Below are 17262 nucleotides of genomic sequence, written 5' to 3'. Positions count from 1 at the left end.
GCAGGGCGCGGGGTGGCGGGTGTGCCGCAGGACACACCCGCTTCGTTGTCTAGCTCGCCGGGGTTGTTCGAGCGAAGCGCGCAGCGCGTAGCGAGTTCCACGGCGCACCCCGTGCCTGAGCACCCCAGGTTGCCCCGCAGCGCAGCGAAGGGGTCGCAGACAGCAGGGTCGCCCTTTCTTTGGTTACTTTCTTTCGGCGAAGCGAAAGAAAGTGACTCGGCCGCCGGGCCGAGACCCGGCCCCGGAACGTAACCAACCAGCAACTACAAAAACAATAGCAAAAAACCCAGCAAACCCGCCGACACCCCCCAAAAAGCTCACCCCCCCGCAAACCTCCCAATCGCATAAGCCTCCAGCGGAATATCAGTCCGCCCGGTCGCCAGCAACTCCGCCATCGTCTCCCCCACCCCCGGACTGATCGCAAACCCCTCCCCATTGAACCCGAACGCATAGTGCAACCCCGGCACCCGCGCGCTCGGCCCCATCACCGGCTGCCAATCCCCCGTGTACCCCTCGATCCCGCTCCACACGCGGATGAGCTGCACGTTCGCGAAGGCAGGAACGAAGCGCCGCAGCTCCCGCATCTGCCGCAGGATGTTGTCCGGCTTCACATACGCCCGGATGTGATCCGCATGCGCCGGCCCCTTGAGGCCGCCGCCGAAGACGATGTTGCCCCGCGTGATCTGGCGGAAATACAGGCCCTCGTGCTCGATGGGCGACGAGAGCCCGATGGAGGGGCCGATCGCGTAGGGCAGGGGCTCGGTCACGCCCATCTGCGGGCCGCGGGACTCCAGCGGCACGGGCTCGCCGAACTGCCCGGCCATGCGGTTGGACCAGGCGCCGCAGGCGACCAGCATCTGCGGCGCGCGGAAGCTGCGGCCGTCGGCCGTGTGGGCGGTGAAGCCTTCGCCGCCGTGCTCCACGCGCAGCACCTCGGCGTGCTCGACGATGCGGGCGCCGGCGCGGCGCGCGGCGCGCGCGAAGGCGGGGCCGGCCAGGCGCGGGTTGGCGTGGCCGTCCTGGGGCGAGAGGGAGCCCGCCACCACGTTCGGCGCGAAGATGCCCCAACGCTCGCGCAGCTGGGCGGCGGTGAGGATCTCCAGGTCGAGCCCCAGGGGCTTTACGTCGCGCGCGTGCTGCTCGATCACGGCGGCCTGGGCCTCGGTGTAGCAGACGCGCAGGTGGCCGTAGGGCACGAACTCCAGGTCTTCGCCGAGCAGTTCGCGCACGCGGCCCCAGACGGCGCGGGCGCGGTTGGCCAGCGGCATCTGGTGCAGCGCGCGGCCCTGGCGGCGCACGTTGCCGAAGTTGGTGCCGCTGGCCTGCCGGCCGACCAGTTCGCGCTCCAGCAGGGTCACGGAGAGGCCGTGCCGGCGCAGGAAGAAGGCGGTGGTGGTGCCCATGAGGCCGCCGCCCAGCACCAGCACGTCGCTGTGGTTCGCGGTGGGGCCGGTGGTCATGGCTGGGCGACCTCGCTCGTGTTCATCATCAGGGGCTTGACGGGCGCCTGCGAGCGCAGGCGGCCCACCTGTTCGACGGGGATGTGGCAGGCATGGGCGACGATCTCGGCGGCGGCATGGCCGCAAAAGCGCCCCTGGCAGCGGCCCATGCCCACGCGGCTGAAGGCCTTGGCGCGGTTCACCTCGCGGCTGTCCATCTCGGCCACGCAGCGGCGCAGCTCGCCGGCGGTGACGGCCTCGCAGCGGCAGACGACGGCCTCGTTGGGCAGGCGGGCGGCCTGGGGGTGGGGCCACGGGAAGGCGCGCGCCAGCCCCTCGCGGAAGCGGTCCATGGTGTGCAGGGTGCGGCGCAGCGCGGGGGCCTCGGCGGTGTAGCGGTCGCGGCCCGGGTCGTTGGAGAGGTCGGCGAGCGCGGCCAGCGCGGCGAGGCGGCCCGCGGCCTCGGCCCCGTCGGCGCCCAGGATGCGCGCGCCGTCGCCCGCCAGGTACACGCCGGGCGTGCTGGCGCGGCCGTCTTCGTCGATGCGCGGCAGCCACTGGCGGCTCACGGGCTCGAAGGCGAAATCGCAGCGCGCGAGGTCGGCCAGTTGTGTCTCGGCGCGCAGGTGCCAGCCCAGGCCCACGGTGTCGCAGGCAAAGCGGTGCGCGCGGCCGCGCGTGTCGCGCACCGTGACGCCCTGCACGCCGAGCGCGTCGTCGCCGTCGATGGCCACGGGCTCCACGCCCTGCAGCAGGGGGATGCCCGCGCGCCGCAACTGGCCCATGAGGGCCATGCCGCGCAGCGCGAGGCGCGGGCGCGCGAGCAGGCCGCCCAGGGCGCTCCAGGCGCGGGAGGCGGGCGAGGTGTCGAGCACGGCGGCCACGCGCGCGCCGGCCTGGTGGTATTGCGAGGCCACCAGGTACAGCAGCGGCCCGCTGCCGAGGAACACCACCTGCGAGCCGATCGCGCAGGCCTGGCTTTTGAGCGCGATCTGCGCGGCGCCCAGGCTGTAGCAGCCCGCGCGGTGCCAGCCCGGCACGGGCATGAGCCGGTCGGTGGCGCCCGAGCAGACGATGAGCGCGTCGAAGGGCAGGGTGCGCGGCGTGCCGCCCCGCGCCACGTGCAGCTCGCCCGCGGTGACGTTCCAGGCGAGCGTCTCGGGCAGGTAATCGACCTGGGCGCGCAGCGCGTCGAAATCGCGGTGCAGCGCCTCGGCCTTGGCGGCCTCGGTGCCGTAGAGCTTGGCGTAGGGGCGCTTGAAGCCCTCGGGCTGGCGGCGGTAGATCTGCCCGCCGTCGCGGCGGCCCTCGTCCACCACGGTGGGGCGCAGGCCCGCCTGCACCACGGCCTGGGCCGCGCGCACGCCGGCCGGGCCGGTGCCCACGATGACGATGCGCGCAGCCGTGGCGCCGCTCATGGCGAGGCCTCCGCCGTGCCCCGGCGCGCGAGCGAGGCGCGCAGGTCCGGCGTCATGGGCCAGTGGCCGGCCGGCGGGCGCGTGAGCACCTGCATGCCGTCCTCCGCGGGCGTGGAGCAGGCGCGCAGGCGGGCACCCTCCGGCGTCCATACCCAGCAGTCCTGGCAGGCGCCCATGAGGCAGAAGCCCGCGCGCGGCCCGTCGCCGAACTCGCTGTCGCGCACGCGGCGGCCGTGCTGCAGCAGGGCCGTGAGCAGGGTGTCGCCGGCCAGCGCCGTGGTGGGCGCGCCGTCGATGCGCAGGGCGATCGTCGGCCGGTCGGTTTCGGCCAGCCGCACGAAGCGCGCCGGCGGGTGGGGGAGGGTGTCGGCCATGGGGGAGAGGGGCGTGGGGGCCTCAGCGCTGGTGGGGGAACAGCCGCTCGATGGGGCAGTGGGTCTTGATGAACGGCGACTTGATGACGATGTAGCTGAAGTACTTGGCGATGCCGATGTTGCGCTCCAGCAGGTCCTCGATCACTTCCTGGTAGTGGTTCACGCCGCGCGTGATGAAGCGCAGCAGGTAGTCGTAGCCGCCGCTCACCAGGTGGCATTCGAGCACCTCGTCCACCTCGCGCAGCGCGGCCTCGAAGCGCGCGAAGTCCTCGCGCCGGTGGTCCGAGAGCGTGACCTCGGTGAACACGGTGAGCGTGTCGCCGAGCTTCTCCAGCCGCAGGTAGGCGCCGTAGCCGGCGATGTAGCCGGCCTGCTCCAGGCGCTTGACGCGGATCAGGCAGGGGCTGGGCGAGAGGCCCACCGCGTCGGCCAGGTCCACGTTGGTCATGCGCCCGTTCTTCTGCAGTTGCGCGAGGATGCGCAGGTCCAGGCGGTCGATCTTGAAGGCTTCGTTCATGGCGGAATCGCTAGCAAGAAACAGGCTTGCAGTGTGCGCGCGGCGGCCGGGTTCGCGGCGTGCGCCACCTCAGTCCGCGAGGACTTTCCGCACGTCGGCCATGTCCAGCACCTCGTCCAGCGTCTTGCGCAGGCGCTCGAAGAGCAGCGCGAACTCGGACTCGGTGAAGACCAGCGCCGGCGCGAAGCCCAGGATCTGGTCGCCGAAGGAGCGGAACACGAGGCCGTTGCGGTAGCCGGCCGCGAAGATGCGGTCGGCCAGGCCCAGCGCGGGGTCGAAGCCGCGCTTGGACGATTTGCTGCTCACCAGCTCCAGCGCGCCCAGCAGGCCGCGGTGGCGCGCGTCGCCCACCAGCGGGTGGTCGCGCAGCGCGTCCAGGCCGGTCGCGAAGTGCGCGGCGCCGCGCTGGCCGTTGGCGAGGATGCCGCCTTCGCCATAGAGCCGCAGCACTTCGAGCGCCACCGCCGCGCTCACCGGGTGGGCGGAATAGGTGGCGCCATGGCCGATGGGCGCGCCCTTGGGCGCGCCGTCGGCGATGCCGGCATAGACCTTGTCGCTCATGAGCGTGGCGCCCATGGGCACATAGCCGGCCGTGAGGCCCTTGGCCATGGTCATCAGGTCGGGCTCCACGCCCTCGGCCTCGCAGGCGAACATCGGGCCGGTGCGGCCGAAGCCGGTGATGACCTCGTCCACCACGAAGAGGATGTCCAGTTCGTGGGCGGCCTGCTGCATGGCCTTGAGCCAGCCCTGGGGCGGGATGATCACGCCGCCCGAGCCCTGGATGGGCTCGCAGAAGAAGGCGGCCACGTTGTCCGCGCCCAGCTCGGCCACCTTGGCGCGCAGGTCGGCCACCGAGGCGGCGATCAGCGCCTCGGGATTTGCGCCCGCCGCGTGCCGGTAGGGGTTGGGCGAGGGGATGTAGTGCTGCGTGGGCAGGGGCAGGTCGAAGCCGCGGTGGAACACCGGCAGCGCCGTGAGGCCCGCGCCCGTGGAGGAGGAGCCGTGGTAGCCGCGCTCCAGCGCGATGAAGTGCTTCTTGGACGGCCGGCCCGTGTTGTTGTAGTACTGCACGATGAAGCGCACGGCCGCGTCCACCGACTCCGAGCCGCCCAGCGTGAGGTACACGTGGTTGAGCGAGCGCGGCGTGATCTGCACCAGCTTCTCGGCCAGGCGGATGGCCGGCTCGCTGCTGAAGTGGAAGTAGCCCGTGGCGTAGGGCAGGCGGCGCATCTGCTCGGCCGCGGCCTGCACCACGCTTTCCTGGCCGTAGCCCACGTTCACGCACCACAGGCCGGCGAAGGCGTCGAGCAGCTCCTGGCCCTTCGCGTCGGTGAGCCAGGCGCCGCGCCCGGACGAGAGCACCGTGGGGCCGCGCTCCTCGTGCGTGCGCCAGGGCGACACGGGGTGGATGAGGTGCGCCCGGTCGATGGCGTCGAGCGAGGCGAGCGAGGAAAGGTCGGCGAGCTGGTTCATGGCGTGGGGCTTCTCCGGGCGGGACGGAAAAAGAGGGGGGGCGGTCGATGGGGTCAGCTTAGGGCCGCGTGCCGCATCCGTGGTGCCGCTTTGGCGACCCCGCGCGCAGCAGGCTGCGGTTGTGGGGGCGTGGACGGCAGATCGTGCGGAGCATGCGGTGGGGGGTCAATAGCCCCGCGTGCGGTCCACGAGCCCTTCCATGGGCTCGCCGGCCGCGAAGCGGCGCAGGTTGTCGATCACCGCGGCGGCGGCCGTGCGCGGCTGGGTCATGCTCGCGATGTGCGGCGTGAGGCGCACGTTCGGATGGCGCCAGAAGGCGTGCGAGGGGGGCAGGGGTTCGGGGTCGGTCACGTCCAGCACGGCCTCGGCGATCTGGCCGGTGGCGAGCGCGGCCAGCAGGTCGGTGTCCACGAGCTGCGGCCCGCGCCCCACGTGCACCAGCTGGGCGCCGTGCGGCAGGCGGGCGAAGAGCCCGGCGTTCAGGAAGCCGCGCGTGGCATCGGTGAGCGGCAGCAGGCACACGAGGATGTCGGTGCGCGCGAGGAAGGCGGGCAGCTCGTCCTCGCCCGCGAAGCACTGCACGCCCGCGATGGCGTGGCGCGAGCGGCTCCAGCCGGCGCACGCGAAGCCCAGGCCCGCGAGCTGGGCGAGCGCCGCCTGCCCCAGCGAGCCCAGGCCGAGCACGCCCACGCGGCATTCGTCCGCGGTGCGCACGGGCAGGGCGCGCCATTCGCCGCGCTGCTGCTGGCGGCGGTACTGCGGCATGTCGCGGTGCAGGTCGAGCACGGCATGGCAGGTGTACTCGACCATGCCGCGCACGATGCCGGGCTCCACCATGCGCACCACGGGCAGGTGCGCGGGCAGCGCCGAGAAGTCGAACTGGTCCACGCCCGCGCCGGAGGAGAACAGCACCTGGAGCTGGGGGAAGCCCGTGGCGAGGTTCGCCGGCGGCTCCCAGGCCGCGAGGAAGCGCACGCGCTCCGGATCGCCCGTGTCGGGCCAGATGCGGAAGTCGATCTCCGGCGCGCGTTCGCGGAACACCTCGGCCCACAGGCGGCCGCGCACGGGGTCGGATTTGTAGAGGAAGGTCGTGGGGGAGGGCATGGCGCTGTTTTCCGGGGGACGTTTCAGGCGACGGCCTGGGTCACGATCGCGAAGAGGCGGGCGCCGCCCTCGCCGGGTTCGGGCAGCGGTGCGCCGCGCACCATGGTGGTGGGCGCGTCCACGCGCAGCAGGCCGATGCCTTCCAGCCATTCGGCGAGGCCGCTGTCGAAATCGATGTCGATGCGCGTGAAGTGCCCGGCGTTCAGGCCCGCGAGGTGCGCGATGAGCGCCTTCGCGCCTTCCACGCCGGGGGCCACCACGGGGCCGATGGCATGGCCCCGGCCGAAGCGGCGCAGCATGGCGAAGCCGCGCGGCGTGGCGTCCTGGTCCACCAGCACCACGCAGGCCTGGGCGGCGTCCAGCAGGTCGTCCACGAGCGCGTCGCGCGGCATGCCGCGCGCCTCGGCGTCGAGCCGGCGCAGCGCGGCGGCCTCGTTCAGGCCGGCGGGGCGCAGGCGCCAGCCGGGCTCCAGCGCAATGAGCGGCGTGGGCTGGGCCGTGCCCTGGTGCTGGCGGATCTCGCCCGTGCGCACGAAGCCCAGGCGCTCGTACAGGCCCCGGCCCTCGGCCGTGGCGTGCAGCAGCACGGTGTGGTTCTCCAGGCCCTCCAGCAGCGCGTTCATGAGGCGGTGGCCGATGCGCCGGCCCTGGCAGGCGGGCGTGACGATCACGAGGCCGATGGTGGCGTGCCGCTCGCCCCAGAGCCAGCGCAGCGCGGTGGCGATGACCTGTCCGTCGCGCTCGGCCACCAGGCCCTGCGCGTGCGCGAACATCTGCGCCCAGTCGGCGGGCCGGTGCGGCCAGCGCAGTTCGGCCGACAGCGCATGGGCCTGCGTCAGGTCGGCATCGGTCATGGGGCGGATCAGCACGCCGTCGTCGGCGGTGGTGCCGGCGGCGAGCGAAGGGGTAGGGAGCATGGGCGGGGTCCTTTGGCGCGAGCGGTGACTGGCACTTATCTTGGACGACATCCGCGCACCGTGCCAGTGCGCCGTGAGGGTTTGCCCGCAACTTGCAAGCTTCGTCTGCGGGGCGGGGCGGTTTTGCAATTCGCTGCGGCGGCATCGCCCGTTATGGGCACAAATGCCGGGGCATGTTGCCTAGCATCGTCATGGACTGTCCATCACCTTTCGAGCGATGCCGTGCACGGTTTTCGTGCGGCCCCACACCATGTCTCTTTTCGACCCCCGGCAGATCGCCGTGCCCTCGGGCCATTTCATCGGCGGGCGCCTCGTCGCGGACGCCGGCCGCATCGGCGTGCTGCGCCCCTCGGACGCGCAGCTCCATGCCGAGCTGCCGCTGGCCGACGCCGCCACGGTGGACGCCGCCGTGCAGGACGCCTGGCGCGCGTGGCGCACCAGCGACTGGGCGCGCCGCGCACCCCGGGAACGCGCGCGCGTGCTGCGCCGCTGGGCCGACCTGATCGAGGCCGACGCGCAGCGCCTGGCGCCGCTGGAGGCCGTGTGCTCCACGCGCCCCGTGCGCGATGCCGCCGCGTGGGACGTGCCCTTCACCGCCGAGGGCCTGCGCTTCTTCGCCGAATACGCCGACAAGCTCGGCGGCGAGGTGGCCGCCACGCGCCACGACCACCTGGGCATGGTGGTGGCCGAGCCCTACGGTGTGGTGGGCGCCATCACGCCCTGGAATTTCCCGCTGGTGATGATGTCGTGGAAGGTGGGCGCGGCCCTCGCCGCCGGCAATGCCGTGGTGCTCAAGCCCTCGGAGATGACGCCCTTCACCGCCGTGCGGCTGGCCGAGCTGGCCATCCACGCGGGCGTGCCGCCCGGCCTCTTCAACGTGGTGCAGGGCGACGGCCGCACCACGGGCGATGCGCTCACGCGCCACCCGCTCGTCGCCAAGATGACCTTCACGGGCTCCACGCGCACCGGCGCGGCCATCATGTCGGCCTGCGCGCTGCACGGCCCCAAGCCCGCCACGCTGGAGCTGGGCGGCAAGAGCCCGCAGCTGGTCTTCGACGACGCGCCCGACCTCGACCGGCTCGCGGGCATCCTGGCCGGCGCCATCACCGGCAACGCGGGCCAGGTGTGCGTGGCGGGCTCGCGCCTCATCGTGCAGCGCGGCATCGCCGAGGCGCTGCTGGAGCGCATCGCCGCGCGCTTCGCGGCCCACGTGCCCGGCGCCACCTGGGACGGCGCCGCCACGCTGCCGCCCATCATCTCGGCGCAGCAGGCGCAGCGCATCCTGGACATCGTGGAGCGCACGCGCGACGCGGGCGGGCAGGTGCGCTGCGGCGGCGGCCTCTACGACGGCGGCCCGGGCGGCGCCTACTTCCAGCCCACGCTGATCGAGGGCGTGGGCCCGCAGCACGCGGCCGTGCGCGAGGAGATCTTCGGGCCGGTGCTCACGGTGCAGACCTTCGACACCGAGGAAGAGGGCCTGCAGCTGGCCGCGCACGAGCACTACGGCCTCGCGGCCGGCGTGCACACCGCCGACATCGGCCGCGCGCTGCGCGCCATGCGCGGCATCTCCGCCGGCACGGTGTGGATCAACCGCTACGGGCGCAGCGCCGACTTCGTGATCCCCACGGGCGGCTACCACCAGTCGGGCATCGGCAAGGACCTGGGGCGCCAGGCGGTGGAGGCGAACCTGCGCTTCAAAAGCGTGCTCATCGACTTTGCTGCGGCGCACTAACGGTGCAGTTCCGCACGCATGCGGTGCGCACCGCACAGCATGCCGCGAAGGCCCCCGCAACCGCAACTTCCATGCGCCGCACCCCTGTATTTCCCTATGACGACCGTGAAACCGCGTGCTTCAATCACTTCGTAATGACACTGTCGCAAAGGGCGCATAAGGCCCGGCGGCCCGCCCCGGTCGGCGACCGGCAGAACCCGAGAGAGCCCTTTCAGGAACCGAGACCATGACCTTCCGTCCCAAGTACATCACCTTCGACTGCTACGGCACGCTCACGCGCTTCCGCATGGGGGAGATGACCCGCGAGATCTTCGCCGACCGCGTGCCGGCCGATCGCATGGAGCAGTTCATCACCGACTTCACGGCCTACCGCTTCGACGAGGTGCTGGGCGACTGGCAGCCCTACGAGCAGGTGCTGAAGAACGCCGTGCGCCGGCTGTGCAAGAAGTGGAACCTGCAGTACTTCGACCACGAGGCCCAGCGCTACTACGACGCCGTGCCCACCTGGGACCCGCACGCCGACGTGCCCGCCGGCCTCGCCAAGGTGGCCAAGGAGATCCCGCTGGTGATCCTCTCCAACGCCTCGGACGACCAGATCCACCGCAACGTGGCGATGCTGGGCGCGCCGTTCCACCGCGTCTACACCGCGCAGATGGCCCAGGCCTACAAGCCGCGTCTCAAGGCCTTCGAGTTCATGCTCGACTCGCTGGGCTGCAACCCCGAGGACGTGCTGCACGTCTCCTCCAGCCTGCGCTACGACCTGATGTCGGCCGACGACATGGGCATCGTGAACAAGGTCTTCGTGAACCGCGGCCACGGCCCCGGCAACCCGGCCTACCGCTACGTGGAAATCCAGGACATCGGCGGCCTGCCCGGCGTCGTCGGCCTCTGATTCCCGCCGCCCACCGGCCCCGCCCGCAACCCCCGCCCACTCCACCATGAAGCTCGATTCCTACTGGCTCGATTCGGCGCCCCCGCTGGCCCTGCCCGCGCACGACCTGCCCGAGCGGGTGGACGTGGCCATCGTGGGCGGCGGCTTCACGGGCCTCTCGGCGGCGCATGCGTTGGCCCGGCGCGGCGCCCGCGTGGCGGTGCTTGAGGCCGGCGCCACCGTGGCGCCCGAGGCCTCGGGCCGCAACGGCGGCCACGTGAACAACGGCCTCGCCGTGGACTATGCCGACGTGGCCGCCCGCGTCGGCGTGGCGCAGGCCCGCGCCTGGTACCACGCCTACGACGCCGCGGTGGACACGGTGGAGCGGCTGGTGCGCGAGGAGGCCATCGACTGCGACTTCCTGCGCCACGGAAAGCTCAAGCTGGCCACGCGCCCGCAGCACCTGGACGCGCTGCGCCGCAGCGCCGAGCGGCTCGTGGCCGATGGCGTGGACACCGACGTGGAGGTGTGGGGTGCCGCCCGCGTGGCCGACGAGGTGCAGAGCGACCGCTTCGTGGGCGGCCTGCTCTACAAGCGCAGCGGCCAGATGCACATGGGCCGCTTCGCGCAGGGCTTGGCGGCGGCCGCCGCGCGCCACGGCGCGCAGATCCACCTGGCCACCCGCGTGGACCGGATCGAGCGCCTGCAGGGCCAGGCGCACCGCGTGCACACGGCGCGCGGCCCGGTCGATGCGAAGCAGGTGCTGCTGGCCACGGGTGCCTCGCGCCACGGCGGCTACGGCACCTTCGGCTGGCTGCGCCGGCGCATCGTGCCCATCGGCAGCTTCATCGTGGTCACCGAGCCGCTGGGCGCGGAGCGCGCGCAGGCCCTGCTGGCCGGGCGGCGCACCTACGTGACCATCGCCAACATCCACCATTACTTCCGCCTCACGGCCGACCACCGGCTGGTGTTCGGCGGCCGCGCGAAGTTCGCGATCTCCAGCCCGCAGCAGGACGCGGCCAGCGGCGAGATCCTGCGCGCCGGGCTCGCGCAGACCTTCCCGCAACTGGGGCAGGTGCGCATCGACCACTGCTGGGGCGGCCTCGTGGACATGACGCAGGACCGCCTGCCGCACGCCGGCGAGCGGGACGGCCTCTTCTACGCGCTGGGCTACAGCGGCCACGGCACCCAGATGTCCGTCCACATGGGCCAGTGCATGGCCGACGTGATGGCCGGCAACGCCGCCGCCAACCCCTGGCGGGGCCGCGAATGGCCGGCCATCCCGGGGCACTTCGGCCCGCCGTGGTTCCTGCCGGCCGTGGGCCTTTACTACCGGCTCAAGGACCGGCTCGGCTAGCGGCCGGCGTCTCCCGGGTTTCCCTCTCCCTCCACCCCTCCCATCGTTCCTATCCTTTCAGGTCACACAGGAGTCCCACCATGAGCGAAAAAACCACCCAGCTCGACCGTCTCGTCGGCCCCGCCGAAAGCCAGCGCGTGATGGAGTCCCTGCGGCGAGGCGCCTCGCGCCGCGACGTGCTGGCCATGTTCCTGGCCGGCGGCATGCAGGCCTCGCTGGCCGGCGGCCTGGCCACGATGGCGGTGAGCGCGCACGCGCAGACGCCCCGACGGGGAGGGCGCATCCGCGTGGCGGGCGCCACGGCGGCGGCCACCGACACGCTGGACCCGGCCAAGCAGTCCAACCAGACCGATTATTCGCGCGGCACCATGCTCTACAACGGCCTTTTCGTGCTGGACGGCAGCCTCACGCCGCAGCCCGCGCTGGCCGAGTCGTTCTCCACGGCCGACGCCAAGACCTGGGTGCTCAAGCTGCGCAAGGGCGTGGTCTTCCACGACGGCAAGCCGCTCGCGCCCGAGGACGTGGTGTTCTCGATCATGCGCCACAAGGACCCGGCCACGGCCTCCAAGGCCAAGGTGCTGGCCGACCAGATCGAGAGCGTGAAGGGCTCGGGCCCCGGCGAGGTGACCATCGTGCTGTCGGCGCCCAATGCCGACCTGCCCGTGATCCTGGGCACCTTCCACTTCCACATCGTCAAGGACGGCACCACCGACTTCAACGCCGGCATCGGCACCGGCCCCTACAAGCTCAAGGAGTTCAAGCCCGGCGTGCGCTCGCTGGTGGTGCGCAACGAGGCCTACTGGAAGCCCGGCAAGCCCTACCTGGACGAGATCGAGTTCGTGGGCATCGGCGACGAGTCGGCGCGCGTGAACGCGCTGCTCTCGGGCGGCATGGACCTCGTGGCCTCGGTGAACCCGCGCGCCGTGGCGCGCGTGAAGGGCACGCCCGGCTATGCGATCTTCACCACGCAGTCGGGCCAGTACTCCGACCTGATCCTGCGCAAGGACATGGGCCCGGGCGCCAACCCCGACTTCATCCTGGCGATGAAGTACCTCTTCGACCGCGAGCAGATGAAGAAGACCATCGCGCTCGACTACGCGGTGCTGGGCAACGACCAGCCCATCGACCCCACCAACCGCTTCTACTTCGCCGGCTTGCCGCAGCGCGTGTTCGACCCCGAGAAGGCCAAGTTCCACCTGCAGAAGTCGGGCGTCACGGGCAAGATCCCGGTGGTCACCTCGCCGGCCGCGATGTATTCCACCGAGATCGCGCTGCTGCTGCAGCAGTCGGCCCAGCGCATCGGGCTGGACCTGGACGTCAAGCGCATGCCGGCCGACGGCTACTGGTCCAACCACTGGCTGAACAGCCCCGTGGGTTTCGGCAACGTCAACCCGCGCCCCAGCGCCGACACGCTGCTCACGCAGTTCTTCAAGTCCGACGCGACCTGGAACGAATCGCGCTGGAAGAGCGCGCAGTTCGACCAGCTCCTGCTGTCCTCGCGCGCCGAGACCGACCAGGCCAAGCGCAAGCAGATGTACGCCGACATGCAGACCATGATCCACCAGGAGGCGGGCATCGGCATCCCGCTGTTCCTCGCCAGCATCGACGGGCATTCGACCAAGCTCAAGGGCCTCTCGCCGATTCCGCTGGGCGGGCTCATGGGCTACTCGTTCGCCGAACACGTGTGGCTGGAGGGTTGACGACAACCCCCTGAGCGGCTGCGCCGCTCGGCGCGGACGCCGGAGGCGTCAGCCCTTCGGGCACGTCCAAGCCTGCGCAGGCAGGCTTGGAGCCGCGGCCCTCAGCCCCTTCTCTCGGCTTCGCCGGGAAGGGGGGCGACGCCGGCGGACCGGCAAAGCCGGTTCCACGGCGTCCGCTGGCATGGCCTGCTCCGCGGCCGTCGGACGGGTGGCGCCGTGCGGGCATCATGTGCCGCGCGCGCGGATGGCAGAGACAGTCTTCATGGACAACTGATACGGATATGGGCCCTTCATGAACCGTGTGATCCTCAAGCTCCTGGCGCAGCGCGTGCTGCTCGCGCTGCTGTCGCTGCTCGCGGTGTCGGCGATCGTGTTCGCCATCACGGCCGTGCTGCCCGGCGATGCCGCGCAGGAGCAGCTCGGGCAGGACGCCACGCCCGAGGCGCTGGCCGCGCTGCGCGCGCAGATGGGGCTGGACGTGCCCGCGCCGCTGCGCTACGTGCGCTGGCTGGGCGGCGTGGCGCGCGGCGACCTGGGCATCTCGGCGACCACGCAGATGCCCGTGGGTGAGCTGATCGCGAGCCGGCTGCCCAATTCGCTGCTGCTCGCGGCGGTGACGGCGATCTTCTCGGTGCCCATCGCGCTCGCGCTGGGCATCGCCTCGGCGGTGTGGCGCGGCTCGTGGTTCGACCGCATCGTCTCCACCGGCGCGGTGGCCGTGGTGTCGGTGCCCGAATTCCTCGTGGCCACGCTCGCGGTGCTGGTGTTCGCGGTGCAACTGCGCTGGCTGCCCGCGCTCTCGTACGTGAACGACATCGAATCGGTGGGCCAGATGCTGCGCGCCTTCGCCATGCCGGTGCTGAGCCTGTGCTGCGTGATCGTGGCGCAGATGCTGCGCATGTCGCGCGCGGCCGTCATCGACCAATTGGAGGCGCCCTACATCGAGATGGTGCGGCTCAAGGGCGCATCGCCCCTGCGCACGGTGATGGCGCACGCGCTGCCCAACGCCGTGGGCCCCATCGCCAACGCGGTGGCGCTGTCGCTCTCCTACCTGCTGGGCGGCGTGATCATCATCGAGACCATCTTCAACTACCCCGGCATCGCCAAGCTCATGGTCGATGGCGTCACCCAGCGCGACATGCCGCTGGTGCAGGCCTGCGCGATGATCTTCTGCGCCGGCTACCTGATCCTCGTGACGCTGGCCGACCTGTGCGGCATCGTCGCCAACCCGCGCCTGCGCCACCGCTGAACGCCCGCCCCCGCGACAAGGAGCCCTCCGATGGAATCCGCCACTTCTTCTCCCGCCGCGCCCCCCGGGGCGGCCACGGCGCCCCGGGGCGTTGCCGGCCGCGCGCTCCGGTGGCTCGGCGACCTGGGCCCGATGGGCCTGCTCGCGCTGGCCGTGCTGCTGTTCTGGATGCTGGCCGCGCTCTTCGGGCCGATGCTGCTGGGCGCCACGCCCACCGCCTCGGGCGGCGGCACCGACGTGTTCGCCTCCATCAGCGCCACCCACTGGCTGGGCACCGACTACCTGGGCCGCGACATGCTGGCGCGCGTGGTGAACGGCGCGCGCTACACGGTGGGCGTGGCCCTGCTCGCCACGCTCATCGCGAGCGGCACCGGCACCATGCTGGCGCTGCTGGCCGCCTCCGTGGGCGGCATGCTCGATGCGGTGCTCAGCCGCGTGCTGGACACGCTCACCGCCATCCCCAGCAAGATGTTCGCGCTCATCATGGTGGCCGGTTTCGGCTCCTCGGTCGCCATGCTGGTGGCCACCGCCGCCGTCATCTATGTGCCGGGCGCCTACCGCATCGCGCGCTCGCTGGCCGTGAACATCAACGCGCTCGACTACGTGACCGTGGCGCGCACGCGCGGCGAGGGCACGCTCTACGTGATGCTGCGCGAGATCCTCCCCAACATCATCGGCCCCATGCTGGCCGACCTGGGCCTGCGCTTCGTCTACGTGGTGCTGCTGCTCGCGGGCCTGAGCTTCCTGGGCCTGGGGATCCAGCCGCCAGAGGCCGACTGGGGATCGCTCGTGCGCGAGAACATCGGCGCGCTGCCCGAGGGCGGCGCCGCGGTGATCGCGCCGGCCATCGCCATCGCCAGCCTGACCATCGCCGTCAACCTGGTCATCGACCACCTGCCGGGCCGCGCCGCCCGCGAGAGAGGAGCCCGCTGATGGGTGCATCCGTCATCGTCCAAGGCCTGCACGTCACCGCCGGCGACCAGACACTGGTCGATCGCGTGAGCTTCGAGATCGAGCCCGGCGAGGTGCTGGCGCTCATCGGCGAGTCCGGCTCCGGCAAGACCACCACGGCCCTCGCGCTCATGGGCCATGCGCGCCACGGCTGCACCATCGCGGGCGGCGGCGTGCGCATCGGCGACGTAGACGTGCTGGGCCTGCCGCCGGCCGGCCAGCGCGCGCTGCGCGGGCGCACCGTGGCCTACATCGCGCAGAGCGCGGCGGCCTCGTTCAACCCCTCGCGCACCCTCATGGACCAGGTGGTGGAGCCCGCGCGCATCCACGCCACGCTGCCCCGCGCCGAGGCCGAGGCCAAGGCCGTGCAGCTCTTTCGCGAACTCGCGCTGCCCGATCCCGAAACCATCGGCGGCCGCTATCCGCACCAGGTCTCGGGCGGGCAGCTGCAGCGCATCATGGCGGCGATGGCGCTCATCACCGACCCGGACCTCGTCATCCTCGACGAGCCCACCACGGCGCTGGACGTGACCACGCAGATCGAGGTGCTGCGCGCCTTCCGCCGCGTGGTGCGCGAGCGCCGCGCCACCGCCGTCTACGTGAGCCACGACCTGGCCGTGGTGGCGCAGATGGCCGACCACATCCTGGTGCTGCGGGGCGGCCAGATGCAGGAGCTGGACACCACGCCGCGCATCCTGGCCGCGCCCGCGCACCCCTACACCCGCAGCCTGCTGGCCGCCGCGCGCCCCGCGCCGCGCGAGGGCGGGGCGGGCGAGGAGGGCAGCGTGCTGCTCGACGTGCGCCACCTCTCGGCCGGCTACGGCCCCAAGGACGCGCAGGGCCGGCCCGCCACGCTGATCCTGGAGGACGTGAGCCTCACCGTGCGGCGTGGCCAGGCCATCGGCGTCATCGGCGAATCGGGCTCGGGCAAGACCACGCTCGCGCGCGCCATCGCGGGGCTGATCCCCGCGCACGCCGGCACCGTGGTCTTCAACGGGCGCGAGCTGCGGCCCACGCTGGGCGAGCGCGAGCGCGAGGAGCTGCGCCGCATCCAGATCGTCTTCCAGATGGCCGACACGGCGCTCAACCCGTCGCACACCATCGAGCGCATCCTGGCGCGCCCGCTGCAGTTCTACAAGGGCCTGCGCGGCCCCGCGCTGCAGCGCCGCATCCACGAGCTGCTCGACCTCGTGAAGCTGCCGCACACCGTGGCCGGCCGGCTGCCCGGCGGGCTTTCGGGCGGGCAGAAGCAGCGCGTGAACCTCGCGCGCGCGCTCGCGGCCGACCCCGACCTGATCCTCTGCGACGAGGTCACCTCCGCGCTCGACACCGTGGTGGGCGCGGCCGTGCTCGACCTCATGGCCGAGCTGCGCCGCGACCTGGGCGTGTCGTACCTCTTCATCAGCCACGACCTGCACACCGTGCGCGCCGTGTGCGACGAGATCGTCGTCATGCAGCACGGGCGAAAGCTCGCGCAGGTGGCCCGCGCCGACTTCGACCGGGGCCCGCACCACCCGTACTACGAACTGCTCGCGCGCTCCGTGCCCGAGCTGCGCCAGGGCTGGCTGGAGGAGCAGGACGCGCTCGCCCGGGCCGCATGAACGATCGACTGGAGGAGAGAACCATGGAAACCACGTTCCGCATCGCCGTACTGCCCGGAGACGGCATCGGCAAGGAAGTCATGCCCGAGGGCCTGCGGGCGATCCAGGCGGCGGCCGGGCGCTTCGGCTTCGCGCTGGAGCTGCACACCTTCGAGTGGGCGAGCTGCGACTACTACGCGGCGCACGGGCAGATGATGCCGGACGACTGGAAGGAACAGCTCAAGGGCATGGACGCGCTCTTCTTCGGTGCCGTGGGCTGGCCGGCCACCGTGCCGGACCACGTCTCGCTGTGGGGCTCGCTGCTGAAGTTCCGCCGCGAGTTCGACCAGTACATCAACCTGCGGCCCGTGCGCCTCTTCGAGGGCGTGCCCTGCCCGCTGGCGGGCCGCAAGCCCGGGGACATCGATTACTACGTGGTGCGCGAGAACACCGAGGGCGAGTACACCTCGCTGGGCGGCATCATGTACGAGGGCACGGAGCGGGAGATCGTGATCCAGGAGTCGGTGTATTCGCGCAAGGGCGCCGAGCGGCTCTTGAAGTTCGCGTTCGACCTGGCGCA

The 17262-nt window shown here is 72.0% G+C and carries 15 protein-coding genes; 8 read left to right on the top strand and 7 right to left on the bottom strand.

Annotation, left to right across the window (positions count from 1 at the left end; translation table 11 throughout):
- Positions 1-317: 317 nt before the first annotated feature.
- From AX018_RS13390 to AX018_RS13360, 7 genes are all read right to left on the bottom strand, one after another.
- On the bottom strand, positions 318-1460 hold the full coding sequence (locus AX018_RS13390; protein WP_111877785.1) for an NAD(P)/FAD-dependent oxidoreductase: 1143 nt from the start codon (positions 1458-1460) through the stop codon (positions 318-320).
- Entirely contained in the window at positions 1457-2857 is a 1401-nt protein-coding gene (locus AX018_RS13385; protein WP_111877784.1) for an FAD/NAD(P)-dependent oxidoreductase, read from the bottom strand. The genes AX018_RS13390 and AX018_RS13385 overlap by 4 nt, the downstream gene beginning before the upstream one ends.
- Positions 2854-3231 (bottom strand): (2Fe-2S)-binding protein, encoded by a 378-nt coding sequence (locus tag AX018_RS13380; RefSeq protein ID WP_111877783.1) that lies wholly within the window; start codon positions 3229-3231, stop codon positions 2854-2856. The genes AX018_RS13385 and AX018_RS13380 overlap by 4 nt, the downstream gene beginning before the upstream one ends.
- A 22-nt stretch (positions 3232-3253) precedes the next feature.
- The gene (locus AX018_RS13375; RefSeq protein WP_111877782.1) at positions 3254-3748 is read right to left on the bottom strand and encodes an Lrp/AsnC family transcriptional regulator; all 495 of its coding nucleotides are present in this window, start codon (positions 3746-3748) and stop codon (positions 3254-3256) included.
- A 69-nt stretch (positions 3749-3817) separates the two neighbouring features.
- Complete coding sequence (locus AX018_RS13370) at positions 3818-5221, bottom strand: aspartate aminotransferase family protein (RefSeq protein WP_111877781.1); 1404 nt, start codon at positions 5219-5221, stop codon at positions 3818-3820.
- Positions 5222-5386: 165 nt separating this feature from the next.
- On the bottom strand, positions 5387-6325 hold the full coding sequence (locus AX018_RS13365) for a 2-hydroxyacid dehydrogenase (RefSeq protein ID WP_111877780.1): 939 nt from the start codon (positions 6323-6325) through the stop codon (positions 5387-5389).
- Between the two features lie 23 nt (positions 6326-6348).
- The gene (locus AX018_RS13360; RefSeq protein WP_111877779.1) at positions 6349-7242 is read right to left on the bottom strand and encodes a GNAT family N-acetyltransferase; all 894 of its coding nucleotides are present in this window, start codon (positions 7240-7242) and stop codon (positions 6349-6351) included.
- Positions 7243-7492: 250 nt separating this feature from the next.
- Here AX018_RS13360 and AX018_RS13355 point away from each other — a divergent pair, with 250 nt between their 5' ends.
- From AX018_RS13355 to AX018_RS13320, 8 genes are all read left to right on the top strand, one after another.
- Positions 7493-8974 (top strand): aldehyde dehydrogenase family protein, encoded by a 1482-nt coding sequence (locus AX018_RS13355; protein ID WP_111877875.1) that lies wholly within the window; start codon positions 7493-7495, stop codon positions 8972-8974.
- 226 nt (positions 8975-9200) lie between these two features.
- Positions 9201-9866 (top strand): haloacid dehalogenase type II, encoded by a 666-nt coding sequence (locus AX018_RS13350; RefSeq protein WP_111877778.1) that lies wholly within the window; start codon positions 9201-9203, stop codon positions 9864-9866.
- A gap of 46 nt (positions 9867-9912) precedes the next feature.
- Positions 9913-11202 carry an NAD(P)/FAD-dependent oxidoreductase gene (locus AX018_RS13345; RefSeq protein ID WP_111877777.1) on the top strand — a complete coding sequence of 430 codons (1290 nt, stop codon included), beginning with the start codon at positions 9913-9915 and terminating at the stop codon, positions 11200-11202.
- 80 nt (positions 11203-11282) lie between these two features.
- The gene (locus AX018_RS13340; protein WP_111877776.1) at positions 11283-12902 is read left to right on the top strand and encodes an ABC transporter substrate-binding protein; all 1620 of its coding nucleotides are present in this window, start codon (positions 11283-11285) and stop codon (positions 12900-12902) included.
- A gap of 292 nt (positions 12903-13194) precedes the next feature.
- Complete coding sequence (locus AX018_RS13335; protein WP_111877775.1) at positions 13195-14151, top strand: ABC transporter permease; 957 nt, start codon at positions 13195-13197, stop codon at positions 14149-14151.
- Positions 14152-14181: 30 nt separating this feature from the next.
- Positions 14182-15084, top strand: coding sequence for an ABC transporter permease (locus AX018_RS13330; protein WP_111877774.1), 903 nt, complete (start codon positions 14182-14184; stop codon positions 15082-15084).
- Positions 15084-16703, top strand: a complete 1620-nt coding sequence (locus AX018_RS13325) for an ABC transporter ATP-binding protein (RefSeq protein WP_111877773.1) — start codon at positions 15084-15086, stop codon at positions 16701-16703. The genes AX018_RS13330 and AX018_RS13325 overlap by 1 nt, the downstream gene beginning before the upstream one ends.
- 23 nt (positions 16704-16726) lie before the next feature.
- A partial coding sequence (locus tag AX018_RS13320; protein ID WP_245951545.1) for an isocitrate/isopropylmalate family dehydrogenase occupies positions 16727-17262 on the top strand: 536 nt, incomplete at its 3' end.

The sequence above is a fragment of the Paracidovorax anthurii genome (assembly GCF_003269065.1).
Lineage (GTDB): Bacteria > Pseudomonadota > Gammaproteobacteria > Burkholderiales > Burkholderiaceae_C > Paracidovorax > Paracidovorax anthurii.
This window is presented reverse-complemented; position numbering and strand designations above follow the sequence as displayed.